Source organism: Xanthomonas cucurbitae (assembly GCF_002939885.1).
In the GTDB taxonomy this organism is placed as follows: domain Bacteria; phylum Pseudomonadota; class Gammaproteobacteria; order Xanthomonadales; family Xanthomonadaceae; genus Xanthomonas; species Xanthomonas cucurbitae.
This window is the reverse complement of the sequence record NZ_MDED01000017.1, coordinates 54,528-70,607: the sequence shown is the minus strand read 5'-3', so window position 1 is coordinate 70,607 and position 16,080 is coordinate 54,528. Positions and strand designations below refer to the sequence as shown.

At 64.8% G+C, this 16,080-nt stretch carries 14 protein-coding genes and 1 tRNA gene; 6 read left to right on the top strand and 9 right to left on the bottom strand.

The genetic code is table 11. The features are described from left to right. Positions 1-35 precede the first annotated feature (35 nt). Both XcuCFBP2542_RS10755 and XcuCFBP2542_RS10750 read right to left on the bottom strand, forming a co-directional pair. Positions 36-749 (bottom strand): carbonic anhydrase, encoded by a 714-nt coding sequence (locus tag XcuCFBP2542_RS10755; RefSeq protein ID WP_223214411.1) that lies wholly within the window; start codon positions 747-749, stop codon positions 36-38. Between the two features lie 297 nt (positions 750-1,046). After that, complete coding sequence (locus XcuCFBP2542_RS10750; protein WP_170066984.1) at positions 1,047-2,564, bottom strand: fumarate hydratase; 1,518 nt, start codon at positions 2,562-2,564, stop codon at positions 1,047-1,049. A 226-nt stretch (positions 2,565-2,790) separates the two neighbouring features. Between XcuCFBP2542_RS10750 and XcuCFBP2542_RS10745 the strand changes: the two genes are divergently transcribed. Beyond that, a complete protein-coding gene (locus XcuCFBP2542_RS10745; RefSeq protein ID WP_104603565.1) occupies positions 2,791-4,668 on the top strand; it encodes an ABC transporter ATP-binding protein in 1,878 nt (625 codons plus the stop codon). Positions 4,669-4,883: 215 nt separating this feature from the next. Then, positions 4,884-5,663, top strand: a complete 780-nt coding sequence (locus XcuCFBP2542_RS10740) for a ferredoxin--NADP reductase (RefSeq protein WP_104603564.1) — start codon at positions 4,884-4,886, stop codon at positions 5,661-5,663. A gap of 159 nt (positions 5,664-5,822) precedes the next feature. Here the strand turns inward: XcuCFBP2542_RS10740 and XcuCFBP2542_RS20300 are convergent, their stop codons facing one another. The 3 genes from XcuCFBP2542_RS20300 to XcuCFBP2542_RS10725 form a co-directional block, all read right to left on the bottom strand. Further along, complete coding sequence (locus XcuCFBP2542_RS20300) at positions 5,823-5,969, bottom strand: hypothetical protein (RefSeq protein ID WP_425478027.1); 147 nt, start codon at positions 5,967-5,969, stop codon at positions 5,823-5,825. 100 nt (positions 5,970-6,069) lie between these two features. Continuing rightward, positions 6,070-6,219: a hypothetical protein gene (locus XcuCFBP2542_RS10730; RefSeq protein ID WP_372372359.1), complete on the bottom strand. Its 150-nt coding sequence runs from the start codon at positions 6,217-6,219 to the stop codon at positions 6,070-6,072. 100 nt (positions 6,220-6,319) lie between these two features. Next, positions 6,320-6,805 carry a glutathione peroxidase gene (locus tag XcuCFBP2542_RS10725; protein ID WP_104603563.1) on the bottom strand — a complete coding sequence of 162 codons (486 nt, stop codon included), beginning with the start codon at positions 6,803-6,805 and terminating at the stop codon, positions 6,320-6,322. Between the two features lie 245 nt (positions 6,806-7,050). Between XcuCFBP2542_RS10725 and XcuCFBP2542_RS10720 the strand changes: the two genes are divergently transcribed. Continuing rightward, on the top strand, positions 7,051-9,249 hold the full coding sequence (locus XcuCFBP2542_RS10720) for a M3 family metallopeptidase (protein WP_208800492.1): 2,199 nt from the start codon (positions 7,051-7,053) through the stop codon (positions 9,247-9,249). Positions 9,250-9,349: 100 nt separating this feature from the next. On the opposite strand, the gene XcuCFBP2542_RS10715 is transcribed toward XcuCFBP2542_RS10720, so the two are convergent. Next, positions 9,350-9,850, bottom strand: a complete 501-nt coding sequence (locus tag XcuCFBP2542_RS10715) for a MarR family winged helix-turn-helix transcriptional regulator (RefSeq protein WP_104603561.1) — start codon at positions 9,848-9,850, stop codon at positions 9,350-9,352. Between the two features lie 66 nt (positions 9,851-9,916). Then, positions 9,917-10,750 (bottom strand): DUF3298 and DUF4163 domain-containing protein, encoded by an 834-nt coding sequence (locus XcuCFBP2542_RS10710; protein WP_104603590.1) that lies wholly within the window; start codon positions 10,748-10,750, stop codon positions 9,917-9,919. Between the two features lie 426 nt (positions 10,751-11,176). On the opposite strand from XcuCFBP2542_RS10710, the gene XcuCFBP2542_RS10705 reads away from it, so the two are divergent. Further along, positions 11,177-11,377 (top strand): hypothetical protein, encoded by a 201-nt coding sequence (locus XcuCFBP2542_RS10705; protein ID WP_104603560.1) that lies wholly within the window; start codon positions 11,177-11,179, stop codon positions 11,375-11,377. 127 nt (positions 11,378-11,504) lie between these two features. Here XcuCFBP2542_RS10705 and XcuCFBP2542_RS10700 read toward each other — a convergent pair whose 3' ends face one another. Both XcuCFBP2542_RS10700 and XcuCFBP2542_RS10695 read right to left on the bottom strand, forming a co-directional pair. Further along, positions 11,505-12,113, bottom strand: coding sequence for a rhomboid family intramembrane serine protease (locus XcuCFBP2542_RS10700; RefSeq protein WP_104603559.1), 609 nt, complete (start codon positions 12,111-12,113; stop codon positions 11,505-11,507). 7 nt (positions 12,114-12,120) lie between these two features. After that, the gene (locus XcuCFBP2542_RS10695) at positions 12,121-13,686 is read right to left on the bottom strand and encodes a POT-type proton-dependent oligopeptide transporter (RefSeq protein ID WP_104603558.1); all 1,566 of its coding nucleotides are present in this window, start codon (positions 13,684-13,686) and stop codon (positions 12,121-12,123) included. Between the two features lie 247 nt (positions 13,687-13,933). Here XcuCFBP2542_RS10695 and XcuCFBP2542_RS10690 point away from each other — a divergent pair, with 247 nt between their 5' ends. Then, positions 13,934-15,703 (top strand): M14 family metallopeptidase, encoded by a 1,770-nt coding sequence (locus tag XcuCFBP2542_RS10690; RefSeq protein ID WP_104603557.1) that lies wholly within the window; start codon positions 13,934-13,936, stop codon positions 15,701-15,703. Positions 15,704-15,879: 176 nt separating this feature from the next. Continuing rightward, positions 15,880-15,966, top strand: a tRNA-Leu gene (locus tag XcuCFBP2542_RS10685). Positions 15,967-16,080 lie beyond the last annotated feature (114 nt).

Below are 16,080 nucleotides of genomic sequence, written 5' to 3'. Positions count from 1 at the left end.
ATCCGGTTTCGCACGCCCGAGCATGCGTCACCGGCTCACACGTCGAAGAAATCCACCTTGCCGTCCTTCAAGGTGTAATACGCACCGACGACGCGGACATTGCCTGCGCGTAGCGGTTCGAGCAGGGCCGGTTCGGACGCGCCGCGCAGGCGGTCGACCGTGCGCTTGACGTTGGCCTTGACCGAAGCTGCCAGCAGGTCATCGCCCCCCTTGCTCTTGGCGGTCAGCACCGCCGGAACAATCGGCTCGATCATCGCGCCAATGGCGCCGGGAAAGAACGCGCCCTGCTCCACCACCGACACCGCCGCAGCCACCGCGCCGCAGCTTTCGTGCCCCATCACCACGACCAGCGGCACACCGAGCTGGCTGACCGCATATTCGATCGACCCCAACGCGGTGGTATCCACGGTGTTGCCGGCATTGCGGACGATGAACATCTCACCCAGGCCCCGCCCGAACAACAACTCCGGCGGCACGCGCGAATCGGAGCACGACACCAGAATCACGAACGGCGTCTGCCCCAAGGCCAGCTCCAGGCGACGCTTGCTGTCGGAAATCACCTTCTTCGGGCGGTTCTCCACGAAGGCGGCATTGCCATCGCGCAGGACCTGCAATGCCTGCTCGGCATTCAGCTCGGTCTTCTTCGACGGGGCCGCGCGCAACGCAAACGGAAGGGAAGCGGCGGCGGCGGCGACGGGCGCACAACAGGCGCATTGCAACAGTTTTCGACGGGATGCGGAATGCGCCATGGTGAGCCCCTGCTCTCTGGTTGGTGGCCCGATCATACTATGCAACTTTCACGCAAATACCGGCCCGAACATCCGGTCGTCGGGCCGACAGCGGTACCGCGCACCCAGGGTTCAGCTCCAGCCCGCCAGCCATTTCGCGGCGACAGGTTTGCCGAGGCGAACGCGGCCGGCAGTCCGTCAGCCTGACGCCACCCAGGCCGAGCAGGCGCAGGTGTCCACAACGTGCACGACCTGCTCCAATCCCTGCCACCCGTGGCGCCCTGCGTGTCGGACCACGCAACCGCTACGGTGGTCGCGTTACTCCACGACCACCGGAATCTTGCCGATGCGCGACAGCCACTGGCGCGGGCCGGTCTTGTGCACCGATTCGCCAGTGGAATCCACCGCCACGGTGACCGGCATGTCCTTGACCTCGAATTCGTAGATCGCCTCCATGCCCAGATCTTCGAAGGCCAGCACGCGCGCGGCCTTGATCGCCTTGGACACCAGGTAGGCCGAACCGCCCACCGCCATCAGGTACACGGCCTTGTTGTCGCGGATCGCCTCGATGGCCGCATCGCCACGCTCGGACTTGCCGACCATGCCGAGCAAGCCGGTCTGTTCCAGCATCTGGCGGGTGAACTTGTCCATGCGGGTAGCGGTGGTCGGGCCGGCCGGGCCCACCACTTCGTCGCGCACCGGGTCGACCGGGCCAACGTAGTAGATGAAGCGGTTGGTGAAATCCACCGGCAAGGTGTCGCCCTTGTTGAGCATGTCGATCATGCGCTTGTGCGCGGCGTCGCGGCCGGTCAACAGCTTGCCGTTGAGCAGGATCACTTCGCCCGGCTTGAAGCTGGCCACTTCCTCGCGGGTGATGGTGTCCAGGTTCACCCGGCGCGCATTGGTCGGGTTGTAGGTGAGCTTGGGCCAGTCTTCCAGCGACGGCGGATCCAGCATCACCGGGCCGTTGCCGTCCAGGGTGAAGTGGGCGTGGCGGGTGGCCGCGCAATTGGGGATCAGCGCCACCGGCAGGTTGGCGGCGTGGGTGGGGTAATCCTTGACCTTGATGTCCAGCACCGTGGTCAGGCCGCCCAGGCCTTGTGCGCCGATACCCAGCGCATTGACCTTTTCATACAGCTCCAGGCGCAGTTCTTCGGCGCGACTGGAGGCGCCACGCGCCTGCAGGTCGACGATGTCGATCGGCTCCATCAGCGCTTCCTTGGCCAGCAGCATGGCCTTTTCGGCGGTGCCACCGATGCCGATGCCCAGCATGCCCGGCGGGCACCAGCCGGCGCCCATCGTCGGCACGGTCTTGAGCACCCAGTCGACGATGGAATCGGAGGGATTGAGCATGGCGAACTTGCTCTTGGCTTCCGAGCCGCCGCCCTTGGCCGCGACGATCACCTCAAGATGGTCGCCCGGCACAATCTTGGTGTTGACCACCGCCGGAGTGTTGTCGCGGGTGTTGGCGCGCTTGCCGGCCGGGTCGGCCAGCACGCTGGCGCGCAGCTTGTTGTCGGGGTGGTTGTAGGCGCGGCGCACGCCCTCGTTGACCATGTCTTCCACGCCCATGCTGGCGTCGTCCCAACGCACGTTCATGCCGATTTCAAGGAACACGGTGACGATGCCGGTGTCCTGGCAGATCGGGCGGTGGCCTTCGGCGCACATGCGCGAATTTATCAGGATCTGCGCAATGGCGTCCTTGGCGGCCGGCGATTCTTCGCGCTCATAGGCAGCGGACAGATTCTTGATGTAGTCGACCGGATGGTAATAGCTGATGTACTGCAGCGCATCGGCGACGGACTGGATGAGGTCTTCCTGCTTGATCGAGGTCACGGCTGGCTCTACGGCTGGCGGAGGCAATCCGGGCATTTTAGAGCAAACCGCCGGCCAGACCGGCGCGAATGCGGGAAGGCTGGGTTGCGGAAGGCCGCTCCCTCGGCGCTGCAGTCGCCGGTCGCGCGCCTTGGCATGGCTCCAGTCGGCCGGTCGCTCAGCCATCTGCGCCTTGCCAGCAGCGCCCAACACCCCCGGCGCACACCGCGCCCGGCACACTAGGCACATGTCAGCTTCCCACTCCGGCGCCACGGCGCCCGCTCCCCGTACCGGCCCCACCCTGCGCGAACGCCTGGATGCGCTGCGCAACCTGCCCCCGTTCCTGCGCCAGATCTGGCAGACCAGCCGCTGGCTGAGTGCCAGCAGCATCGGCCTGCGCGTGCTGCGCGCGTTGATGCCGGTGGCGACGCTGTACATCGGCAAGCTCATCATCGACGAAGCGGTCCACCTGGTAGGCCAGCCGCCGGCGTTCGATTCCTTCGCCCAGGCGCTGGGCAGCGGCCGGCTGAACCGGCTGCTGGAATTGCTGGCGCTGGAGCTGGCACTGGCGATCGGCTCGGACCTGCTCGGGCGCATGGTCGGCTATGCCGATGCGCTGCTGTCGGAGTTGTTCAACAACGCCGCCAGCGTACGCCTGATGGAACACGCCGCGCAGCTGGATCTGGAGGATTTCGAAGACCCGGACCGGCAGGACAAGCTGGACCGCGCGCGGCGCCAGACCATGAACCGCATGAACCTGATGAGCCAGCTGTTCGGCCAGGTGCAGGACGCCATCACCGTGGTCAGCCTGGCGGTGGGCCTGGTGGTGTATGCGCCCTGGTTGATCGTGCTGCTGGCAGTCGCGCTGATTCCGGCCTTCATCGGCGAGGCGCATTTCAATGCATTGGGCTATTCGCTCAACTTCCAGTGGACACCGGAGCGGCGTCAGCTCGACTACCTCCGCCAGGTGGGCGCGAGCGTGGAAACGGCCAAGGAAGTGAAGATCCTCAACCTGCACCGCTTCCTGATCGCACGCTACCGCCGGCTGGCCGACAAGTTCTTCCAGGCCAACCGCGCATTGGCGCGCAAGCGGGCGCTGTGGGGCGCGCTGCTGGCGGCGCTGGGCACGCTGGGCTATTACGCGGCCTATGGCTACATCGCCTGGCGCACGGTGCGCGGCGATTTCAGCATCGGCGACCTGACCTTCCTGGCCGGCAGCTTCCTGCGCCTGCGCCAGTTGCTGGAGGGGTTGCTGATCGGCTTTTCGCAGGTCGCCGGGCAAGCGTTGTACCTGGACGATCTGTATTCGTTCTTCAACATCGTGCCGGAAATCCGCTCGCGCCCCAACGCCTTGCCGGTGCCGCGCCCGATCCGCCAGGGCTTCGTGTTCGAGGACGTGGGCTTCCGCTACCCGGAGGCCGAGCAGTGGACGGTGCGGCACCTGGATTTCGAACTGCGCGCCGGCGAAGTGCTGGCGCTGGTGGGCGAAAACGGCGCCGGCAAGACCACGCTGGTGAAGCTGCTGGCGCGGCTGTACGACCCCGACGAAGGCCGCATCCTGCTCGATGGCCATGACCTGCGCGACTACGATCTGGACGATGTCCGCGCCAATCTGGGGGTGATCTTCCAGGACTTCGTGCGGTATCACCTGAGCGTGGGCGAGAACATCGGCGTGGGCCAGGTGGATGCGATGGACGACACCGCCCGCATCCAGGCCGCCGCGCAGCGTGCGATGGCCGGCGAGCTGATCGCCGGCCTGCCGCAGGGTTACGACCAGTTGATCGGGCGACGCTTCAAGAACAGCGTGGACCTGTCCGGCGGGCAATGGCAAAAGATCGCCATCGCCCGCGCCTACATGCGCGACGCACAGCTGATGATCCTGGACGAGCCCACCGCCGCGCTGGACGCGCGCAGCGAGTTCGAGGTGTTCCAGCGCTTCAAGGAACTGTCGGACAACCGCACCGCAGTGCTGATCTCGCACCGTTTCTCCAGCGTACGCATGGCCGACCGCATCCTGGTGCTGGTGGATGGCCGCATCGAGGCCAACGGCACCCACGAAGCGCTGATGGCCCAGGGCGGGCGCTATGCGGAGCTGTTCGAGCTGCAGGCGGCCGGGTATCGGTGAGGCCGGGAATGGGGAATCGGGAATGGGGAATCGTTAGAAGCAGCTTCCCGGCGGCTGGCTGCTCCTCGGCTTCCCGATCCCACAAGGATCCGGATCTTTCCGCACTGCACCCCATTCCCGATTCCCGATTCTCCATTCCCGCCAAATGAGAGTTCATCTCATTTGGCGGGCTTGAGGTAGAATCAGGGGGCACTCCTCCCACGACACTCACCGGTATGTCTTCCGCTTTTGGCGCCGAAACGGTGCTTGAGGTCCGTCACTGGACCGATGCCTACTTCAGCTTCACCACCACCCGCGATCCCGGTTTCCGCTTCGAAAACGGCCAGTTCGTGATGATTGGCCTGGAAACCGAAACGCGCCCGTTGTTGCGTGCGTATTCGATCGCCAGCGCCAACTGGGAAGAACAGCTGGAGTTTTTCAGCATCAAGGTGCCCGATGGCCCGCTGACCTCGCGGCTGCAGCACATCCAGCCCGGCGACAAGGTGCTGGTCGGCAAGAAGCCCACTGGCACGCTGCTAATCAGCGATCTGCACCCCGGGCGCAACCTGTATTTGCTGGGCACCGGCACCGGGCTGGCGCCGTGGCTGTCGATCATCAAGGACCCGGAAACCTACGAGCGCTTCGACAAGGTGATCCTCACCCAGGGCGTGCGCTTCGTGCAGGATCTGGCCTACCGCGACTACTTCGAGCACGAACTGCCGCAGCACGAATTCCTCGGCGATCTGCTGCGCGACAAGTTGCTGTACTACCCGGCGGTCACCCGCGAAACCTTCGCCAACCAGGGCCGCCTGACCGAACTGATGGCCAATGGCCGCATGCAGCAGACGCTGGGCTTGCCTACGCTGGACCCGGCCAACGACCGCTTCATGATCTGCGGCAGCCCGCAGATGCTGGCCGACCTGCGCACGCTGCTGGACAGCCGCGGTTTCCAGACCTCGCCCAGCATCGGCACACCGGGGCATTACGTGTTCGAACGCGCCTTCGTTGAGAAGTAAAAGCCTCCTGCTAGACGCTGGCAGGCAGGCTCGTAGGAGCGCACCCGGGCGCGACGGGCGTTATCGGGAACGCCCCTCGCGCCCGGGTGCGCTCCTACACTGATCTGCTACGACGGCCACATCTCACGCGCGTCATCGCTGGCCTGGCATGCGTACGCATCAGCCCAGCGCACGCTCGATATCGGCAGCAATGGCGTCGGGCTTGGTCGTGGGGGCATAGCGCTCCAGCACAGCGCCGTCGCGGCCGATTACGTGTTCGAACGCGCCTTCGTCGAGAAGTAAAAGGCTACTGCGAGACGCTGGCACGCAGGCTCGTAGGAGCGCACCCGGGCGCGACGGGCGTTATCGGGAACGCTGCATCGCGCCCAGGTGCGCTCCTACGTTCTCCGCTGCACGCCCTGCAAGATCACGCGGCCAACGCTCGCTCGATATCGGCAGCAATGGCGTCGGGCTTGGTCGTGGGGGCATAGCGCTCCAGCACAGCGCCGTCGCGGCCGATTACGTGTTCGAACGCGCCTTCGTCGAGAAGTAAAAGGCTCCTGCGAGACGCTGGCACGCAGCCTCGTAGGAGCGCACCCGGGCGCGACGGGCGTTATCGGGAACGCTGCATCGCGCCCAGGTGCGCTCCTACGTTCTCCGCTGCACGCCCTGCAAGATCACGCGGCCAACGCGCGCTCGATCTGCGCACTCAGTGCTTCGGGTTTTGTCGTCGGCGCATAACGCTCCAGCACAGCACCGTCTCGGCCGATCAGGAACTTGGTGAAATTCCATTTGATGGCTTCGGACCCCAGCACGCCGCGTTGCTCGCGCTTGAGCCACTGCCACAGCGGATGCGCACCACTGCCGTTGACCTCGATCTTGGAGGACAACGGAAAATCCACCGCGTAATCCAGCGAACAGAACTGCCGGATCTGCGCCGCATCACCCGGCTCCTGATGCCCGAACTGATCGCAGGGAAATCCGATCACCACCAGCCCGCGATCACGATAGCGCTGCCATAGCGCCTGCAGCCCGGCATATTGCGGCGTGAACCCGCACTTGGACGCCACATTCACCACCAGGATCACCTGACCGAGGTGATCGCCCATCGCATGCGTGCGACCGTCCAGGTCGGTGAAGTCGAACGTCGTCAGATCGTGCATGCCAGGCTCGGCGTGGAAGAAGCTACAAGGGTAACGCCTGCGCGGCACTGCTGCACGATCGCAAACCGCAGCAGACGCAACTGCCCCGCTGTGGCGTTGCAACATCTCCTGCGCCATGGCCATGGCTACGTTTGCACCGACTCACTGGCCTGCCGTCCACAAACAGCGCACCGCCATGCCTTTTGTCACAAGTCCCTCCCACCAGGCTGGGTTAGCCTACCGGGTCGCACTCTGGAGCCACTCTCTTGACCACCCGTCTTGCTTTCGCCCTGGCCGCGTCCCTGGGACTTGCCATGCCGTCCTACAGCATCGCCGCACCCGCCACCACGCAGACCGCCACCCAGGCCAACCCGTTCTTCGCCGACAGCAGCCTGCCACTGCACTACCCGCCGTTCGACAAGATCACCGACAGCGATTTCGCACCCGCCTTCGACGCTGGCATGGCCGAGCAGTTGAAGGAAGTGGACAAGATCGCCAACCAGAAGGCCAAGCCGAGCTTCGAGAACACCCTGATCGCGCTGGAGAAAAGCGGCGCCACGCTCGACCGCGCCACCACCGTGTTCTTCAACCTGGTCGGTGCCGACACCAACGACGCGCGCAAGAAACTGCAGGCCGATTATTCGGCCAGGTTCGCCGCGCATCGCGATGCGATCTCGCTCAACGGCAAGCTGTTTGCGCGCATCCAGAGCTTGTACGACCAACGCACCAAGCTGGGCCTGGATGCACAAGGCGTGCGCCTGATCGAGAAGTACCACAGCGACTTCGTGCGCAACGGCGCCAAGCTTTCCGATGCCGACAAGACCACGCTCAAGGCAATGAATGCCGAGCTGGCCAAGCTGGGCACCACCTTCAGCCAGAACGTGCTGGCCGAGGTCAACGCCGCCGCCGTGGTGGTGGACGACGTCAAGCAGCTCGACGGCCTGTCCGACGAACAGATCGCCGCCGCCGCCGAAGCCGCCAAGGCGCGCAAGCTCGAGGGCAAGTACGTGATCGCCCTGCTCAACACCACCGGCCAGCCGCCGCTGAGCCAGCTCAAGAACCGCGAGCTGCGCAAGCGTATCTACGATGCGTCGGTGTCGCGCGGCAGCCACGGCGGCCAGTACGACAACACCGCACTGGTGTCGCGCATCATGAAGCTGCGTGCCGACAAGGCCAAGCTGCTGGGTTTTCCCACCTTTGCAGCGTATTCGCTGGAAAACCAGACCGCCAAGACACCCGAAGCGGTCAACGCGATGCTGGGCAAGCTGGCACCGGCTGCAGTCGCCAACGCCAAGCGCGAAGCCGCCGACCTGCAGGCGATGATCGACAAGGAACAAAAATCCGCACGCAAGCCGACCTTCAAGCTCGAAGCCTGGGATTGGACCTACTACAGCGAGAAGGTGCGCCAGGCCAAGTACAACTTCGACGAATCGCAGCTCAAGCCATACTTCGAGCTGAAGAACGTGCTGGAAAACGGCGTGTTCTACGCAGCCACCCAGGAATACGGCCTGACCTTCAAGCAACGGACCGACCTGCCGACCTACCGCGACGACATCACCGTCTACGACGTGTTCGATGCCGACGGCAAGCAGCTGGCGATCTTCATCGCCGACATGTACGCCCGCGAATCCAAGCGCGGCGGCGCATGGATGAACTCCTACGTCTCGCAGTCCGAGCTGACCGGTTTCAAGCCGGTGGTGGCCAACCACCTCAACATCCCCAAGCCGCCGGCCGGCCAGCCTACGCTGCTGACCTGGGACGAAGTGACCACCATGTTCCATGAATTCGGGCATGCGCTGCACGGCATGTTCTCCGACGTCAAATACCCGTATTTCTCCGGCACCAGCGTGCCGCGCGACTTCGTCGAGTTCCCCTCGCAGGTCAACGAGATGTGGGCCGACGAGCCGTCGATTCTGAAGAACTACGCCAAGCATTATCAGAACGGCACGCCGATGCCGCAGGCCTTGCTGGACAAGGTGATTGCCGCCTCCAAGTTCAACCAGGGCTTTGCCACCACCGAGTATCTGGGTGCGGCGATGCTGGATCAGAACTGGCATCAGATCAGCGCCAACCAGGTGCCCGATGCCGCCGGCGTGATGGCCTTCGAAGCCAAGGCTTTGCAGCAGGACGGCATTGCCTACGCACCGGTCCCGCCGCGCTACAAGACCCCGTATTTCAGCCACATCATGGGCGGTTATGCGGCCGGCTACTACGCCTACATCTGGTCCGAAGTGCTGGATGCCAACACCCAGCAGTGGTTCAAGCAACATGGTGGCCTGAGCCGCGCCAATGGCGACCGCTTCCGCAAGACCCTGCTCTCGCGCGGCGGTAGCGTGGATGCGATGGAGCTGTTCCAGAACTTTGCCGGGCATGCGCCGCAGATCGAGCCCTTGCTCGAAAAGCGCGGCCTGAGCACACAAGATGGCAGCAGTGCCACGCCGAAAACCCCGCAATCCAAGCCGTAAGCGTACGGCCGTACCAACGACAACGCCGCCCGGAGCAATCCGGGCGGCGTTGTCGTTGACGGCGTTGATCGCGGTGCGATCCACGCGCGCCATGCCAGGCTCAAGACTCGATCGAGTCCACGCCGCGCAGCAATTTCCGCAGCAGCTTTTCCAGACGGGCCTGTTCGGTCTCGCTGATCTCGGCAGTCTGCTGCGCCAGCAGCTCGCACGCTTCCGGCAGCAGGCTCTGGATCAACTCCAGCCCGGCTGGCTGCAGGGTCAGCATGATCTTGCGCCGATCGCCGGCCGTGCTGCCGCGCGCAATCAAGCCCTTTTCGCAGAGCTGGTCGGTGAGCCGGGTAATGTTGGCTGGCTTCTCGCTGGCCGCCTCGGCCGCCTCGGTCGGCGTGATCGCCTGCTCCGGCGTGCCATACAACATCATCAGGATCTCGTACTCCGGCGGGGTGATGCCGTACGGCTTGAGGCGCATGCAACTGATCGTGTGCAGCCGCTTGTAGAGATGCTTGATCAACCTCACCACGACGGCGGGTTCCCGCGGGAATGCCGTGTAACGCTCGCAGGTGTGGTCGACACGGTTCGCGGTCGCATTGAAGCTACTCATATCACCCGTCTGATTACTGTACTGAATGGCGCAATCATTCAAGCACACCACCTACAAGGCGATAGATCAGCGAGCGAAGAGATGTACATATTCCGGCGCGACCCATGCACGCAATGTCGCAGTTGTGACGTCGGCCGTTTGCGTGCCGTCGGAGTAAGGCCCGACCTGATACGGGGGAAACACAAAACGGAGTGCGGCGATCTGGCCGGACGCATTCAAGACCGGTACGAACTGTGCAAAATTCCCTGCCTGTGCCTCGGTGCCCTCGGCAATCATGCGATCGGCCGATGCCACCTGCTCTGCCTGCTGCTCGACCGGCACACGCTCGGCCACCACGCGCTGTTGCGCGGCCGCGTGCAACTGCGCGGCCACTTCGCCACCGATTTTTTCCCAGCCCGACGGGCTGGGAATCAAGGCCTGCGCGGTCAGTTGCCTGCGCTCCTTGACCAGCCACACGAAGCGCGCCACCAGTGGCTCACCGTGCGCGCCACCGGTATAGCGACTGCCGTCGGCCGCAACCACGATCAGCTCGGGCGTTTGCAACAGGGTCTCGAACGCCAGCGATAGCTCGTAGGGTGCGGCAGGTTTGTCGTTACCGAGCCCGGAGACCGCCTGCATCAACTCGCCGCGCGCATCCTGCGCATAGCCGCGGATCAACGCCCCCAATTCCGGATAGGCATCCAGCCCCTGCGGATAACTGATGCCGACCATGTAGGCCGGCGAATGCTCGATCACGTCCTGCAGGGGACCGCCGCTCGCTGGCTGCGGAGTCGGCGTTGCGGCCACATCGGCAGCAGGCGCCACTGCGGCGTCAGTCGCCGATTCGCGCTGCGTGCAACCGCCCAGCAGTGCCAGCAGCAGCACGCCCGTTATCGTGTTCACTCCAAGCAGCCGCTGCATTCCCACCTGCTCCCCCTGTTCGAAAAACATCGCTGCCGGCATCGGACTGGCAGGTCTTGAATGATGATGCGGTCGCATGCGGGCCGTGGCATCGTTGCAAACGGACACAACCGCAAGGTAGCCACACGCATGATGCAAGACGGCCCCGACCATTCGCCGCACGCTGCCCACCGGCATCCAGCGCATCGCTGCAGATCAGCTGCACGCCCCCACGCATCGTCGCTGACCCGATCTGATCTGTCGCCGACGGTGTGTGAGGTGAAGTGTGACCGGCGCTGCGCGGCACTCGCGTGAAAATGAACCCAGGATGTGCACTGCCGCCCGAATCGACCGGCGAAGTACTCAAGTTCGTTTTGCCAGCGCCGATAGCTGAGCCGAGAGCACTGCCGCGTCCAGTGCCCTCGCTCACCCAAGAGGAGTCATCGCATGCACAACGATTCGGCGGGAAACAATGCCCCGAGCGACAGCTCGCTGCTGGAAGGCCTGTTCCAGTTCGCCATCGCCGGCGACACCCACAGCCCTGACTTCGCCCAGCTCAACGAGACGGTGTACCGACGCTTGCAACAGGCCTATGGCGCGACATCCGGTGCGTCACTCGCAACCGAACAGGACCGCAGCGCGGCCTGAGCAGCGCCACCACATCTGCCAGGACAGTCGCGCCTGGCAGTCGCGGCCCGGACTGCCGGGCCTGCCGAATGGCACCGCCGCTGCCGACACCGCCGCCCATGGCAGGATGCAAAACCCGTAAACGCCTTCAACCGAAGCGGGGATTGGCAAGCTGCTGCAGGAAGATCTGCCACACCCGCGGCTCCATGATGAGCATGAACATCACCCCGAATGCCGCGCCGGCCAGGTGCGCGCTGTGATTGATGCGATCGCCGCCGCGGCGGTCCATCCACAGGCTGTAGCCCACGTAGAACACCGCATAGATGATCGCCGGCGCCGGGATGAACAGCACCAGGATGATGGTCCACGGCTGCAGCAGGATGAAGGCGAACAGCACCGCCGACACCGCACCCGATGCGCCCAGGCTCAGATAGTTGGGATTGTTCTGGTTCTTCAGGTAGCTGGGCAGGATCGAGACCACCAGCGCAGCCAGGTAGAACAAGGGATAGGTCAGCACGCTGCCGGTGAGCTGCAGCATCACGTTCTCGATCACCCGACCGAAGAAGAACAGGGTGACCATGTTGAAGACAAGGTGGCCCAGGTCGGCGTGGATGAAGCCGTAGGTCACCAGCCGGTCGTACTGCCGGTGCTTGTCCACCGCCGGCGGCCACAGGATCAGGCGGTCGCTCAACTTGCGGTTGTTGAACGCCATCCAGGAGACGATGCCGGTGATGGCAATCAGGATCAGGGTAATCATGCGGACCTCAGGCAGAACGGTAATTGTCGACCATGCGATAACCGCGCGCATACAGGCCGAAGGCCAGTGCCGCCAGGAACGCGAAGGCCGCGAAGAAGAACATCAGGAACGCCGCTTCGCTGAGTCCAGTATCGGCGATCTGCGCGGTCACCGTCTCGTTGCGCACCGCCACGTTCGATAGCAGCACCCACAGGTTGCCGACCGTGGTGGTCAGATACCAGAAACTCATCACCACACCCTTCATCGACGGCGGTGCCTGGCTGTAGGCGAACTCGATGCCGGTGGCCGACACCAGCACCTCGCCGAAGGTGAGCAAGGCATAGGGGAGGATCTGCCAGGCGATGTGCATCGGCTCGCCGCCGTCCATCACCACCTGGATCGCCCCGACCGCGATCCACGCCACGCCGCTGAAGGCGATGCCGCTGGTCATGCGCCGCAATGGCGTGGGCTCCCAGCCAACCCGCCGCAGCAGCGGATACAGCACCAGGTTGTTGAACGGAATCAGCAGCATCACCAGCAACGGATTGATCGCCTGCATCTGCGAGGCAGTGAACCAGGCCGGCATGGTCATCTCGCGTCCCTGCAACACCCAGGTCGAGGCCTTCTGGTCGAACAGCGAAAAGAACGGCGTGACCAGCGCAAAGATCACCAGCACCCGCAACAAGGCGCGCACGCCTTCCACCGCCGCGTCCGGATGCGGGCCACGCGCGCGCTCCAGCTGCCACCAGGTGCCGCCACCGATGCCGGCCAGCAGCAGCACCAGCGCCATGCACAGGCAGATGACGATGCCCAGCGGCGCGATCAGCGCCAGGCAGCCCAACGCCAGCACCACCGACAGCAACGCCAGCGCCAGCCCAGGACGGCCCTGCCCCGGCACGCGCGTCAGCAGCGCGGTGCGCACCACCGCGCCGAATCCATGCGGGTCCTGCGGCGGCAACGGCACCCGCACGTAACGGTGGCGCCCCAGCCAGAACACCAGCGTGGCCACGAACATCAGGATGCCGGGGATGCCGAACGCCCAGGACGGCCCCAGGTTCTTCAGCGCCAACGGAATCAGCAGCGAGGCGAACAGCGAACCAAAATTGATGATCCAGTAGAAGGCATCGAACACCACCTTGGCCAGGTGCTTGTTGGATTGGTCGAACTGGTCGCCCATGAACGAGGCCACCAACGGCTTGATGCCGCCCGCGCCCAGCGCGATCAGGCTTAGCCCGACGAAGAAACCGCTGCGGCTACCTTCGAACGCCGCAAGACAGGCATGCCCAGCGCAGTACACCAGGCTGAACCACAGGATGGTGTTGTACTTGCCGAACAGCCGATCGGCCAGCCAGCCACCCAGCAGCGGGAAGAAATACACCCCGATCATGAAGCTGTGCAGGATGTGCTTGGCTTCGGCCTCGCGGCCCGGGCCGCTGATTTCCTGCAGCAACAGCGAGGTCATCAGGAACTGCACAAGGATGTTGCGCATCCCGTAGAAGCTGAAACGCTCGCAGGCTTCGTTGCCGATGATGAAGGGAATCTGGCGTGGCAGGCGCACGCCGGCAGGGGCGCCGGGCAAGGTCGAGGTGGTCAAGGGCAGTCCGGTCGAACGGTAGGCAGGCCCTATCGTACCGGCGCCAGCAGGCGCGCGGCCATGCAGGCCGGCGCAAAGAGGCGTGCCCCTGGCATGGACGTGCCCGGTCTGCGTGCGCCCTGCGCCCGCCGTGCAATGCGCCGGGCAGCATCGCGCGCGGGAGCGGGCGCCATGTCGCAGTGCAGATTGGCCCACTGCGCCGGCTCGGCTACATTGCCGAGGTTTCCCTGGATGACCGGACTGCCGCATGCCCCGCTTCACCCGCCTGGCCTTGGGCCTGCTGTTGTGCACCGCTCTCCCCGCCGCGATCGCTGCCGAACCGTTGACCAGCGTGGCCGAGCGCAGCGGCTTCGTGCAGACCGGTCGCTATGACGAGGTCATCGCGCTGTGCGATGCATTCGCGCAGCGCTATCCGCAGGCCGTGCGTTGTACGCAATTCGGTACCACGCCCGAAGGCCGCCCGATGCAGGCGCTGGTCGTGTCCACCAGCGGCGCCCTGGATGCCGATGCTGCCGCCCGGCGCAAGCTGCCGGTCGTGCTGATCCAGGGCGGGATCCATGCCGGCGAGATCGATGGCAAGGATGCCGGTTTCCTGGCCTTGCGCGAACTGCTCGATGGCAAGGCCGGCAAGGGCGTGCTCGACAAGCTGGTGTGGGTCTTCGTGCCGGTGTTCAACATCGATGGCCATGAGCGCTTCGGCCCCTGGAACCGCCCCAACCAGCGCGGGCCCGAACAGATGGGCTGGCGCAGCACCGCGCAGAACCTCAATCTCAACCGCGACTACGTTAAGGCCGACGCACCGGAGATGCAGGCCATGCTGCACCTGGTGCAGCAGTGGGACCCGCTGATGGTGGTGGACCTGCATGTCACCGACGGCGCCAAGTTCGAGCACGACGTCTCGGTGCAGGTGGAGCCGGTGCACGCCGGTGACACCGCCCTGCAGCGCGACGGCACCCGTTGGCGCGATGCGGTACTGGCCGATCTGCGCAAGCAAGGCTCGCTGCCGCTGCCGTACTACCCGTCCTTCGTGCGCGATGACGATCCCACCTCCGGCTTTGCCGACGAGGTGTCGCCGCCGCGCTTCTCGCATGGGTATTTCCTGCTGCGCAACCGCTTCGGCATGCTGGTGGAAACGCATTCGTGGAAGGATTACCCCACGCGCGTGCGGGTCACCCGCAACACCATCGTGTCGGTGTTGCAGCAGGCCGCCAGACACGGCACCGCCTGGCGCGCCGATGCGCTGGCGGCCGATCAACGCGGCAGCCGCCTGGCCGGCATGCCGGAACCACTGAGTTTTGCGGCCGGCCCCAAGGCACGCACGGTGGCGTTCCGCGGCTATGCCTACACCCGCACGCCCTCGCCGATCTCCGGCGCGCTGATGACGCGCTACGACGAAAATACGCCGCAGGTCTGGAACGTGCCGCTGCGCGATCAGATCACCCCCGATCTGGTGGTCGATGCGCCGCGCGGCGGCTATCTGGTGCCTGCCGCGCAGGCCGCCATGATCGGCGAGAAACTGCGCCTGCATGGCATCGACTTCCGCACCCTGGGCAGCGCTGCCGAGCGCCCGGTGCAAACCTTCCGCGCCGACACGGCCAAGTTTGCAGCACGCTCCAATGAAAGCCACCAGACGCTGGAGGTCAGCGGGCAGTGGCGCGAGGAACGACGCGCGGTGCCGGCCGGCTCGCTGTTCGTGCCGATTGCCCAACCCAAGGCACGCCTGGTGATGGCGATGCTGGAACCGCAGGCGCCGGATTCGCTGCTGCAATGGGGCTTCTTCAACACCGCCTTCGAACGCAAGGAATACATGGAAGCCTATGTCGCCGAAGACGTGGCGCGCGACATGCTGGCCCGCGATGCCAACTTGAAGGCGCAGTTCGAACAGCGCCTCGCCAGCGACAAGGCCTTCGCCGCCGACCCGCAGGCGCGGCTGGAATTCTTCGCCAGGCGCCATTCCTCCTGGGACGAGCGCTACCAGCTGTATCCGGTGCTGCGGACCGCGCAGACCGACTTCTAACGACACGGCCGGGACTATCCAGGCGCGCCGGAACGTCCTTCGACCAGGGCACTGCACTGCCCTGGCGGTGTTGACGAGACTCCGCAGCGTAAGCACACCCATACCACCGGCAACTATTCTTGCAGAAGATGCGTTGACAGCCGCGCATGCAACTTGCACAATTCGTCCCCTGAGTCGCCCAGGTGGCGGAATTGGTAGACGCACTAGCTTCAGGTGCTAGCGGGGGCAACTTCGTGGAGGTTCGAGTCCTCTCCTGGGCACCACGACTCACGGTCAAACGCAAAAAACCTCGCTTCGGCGGGGTTTTTTGCGTTTGGGCGGTTGCTACCGGTGCAGCGCAGTCGTTGCCGATCGCCTGACGCGCCTTGCCGGATGGA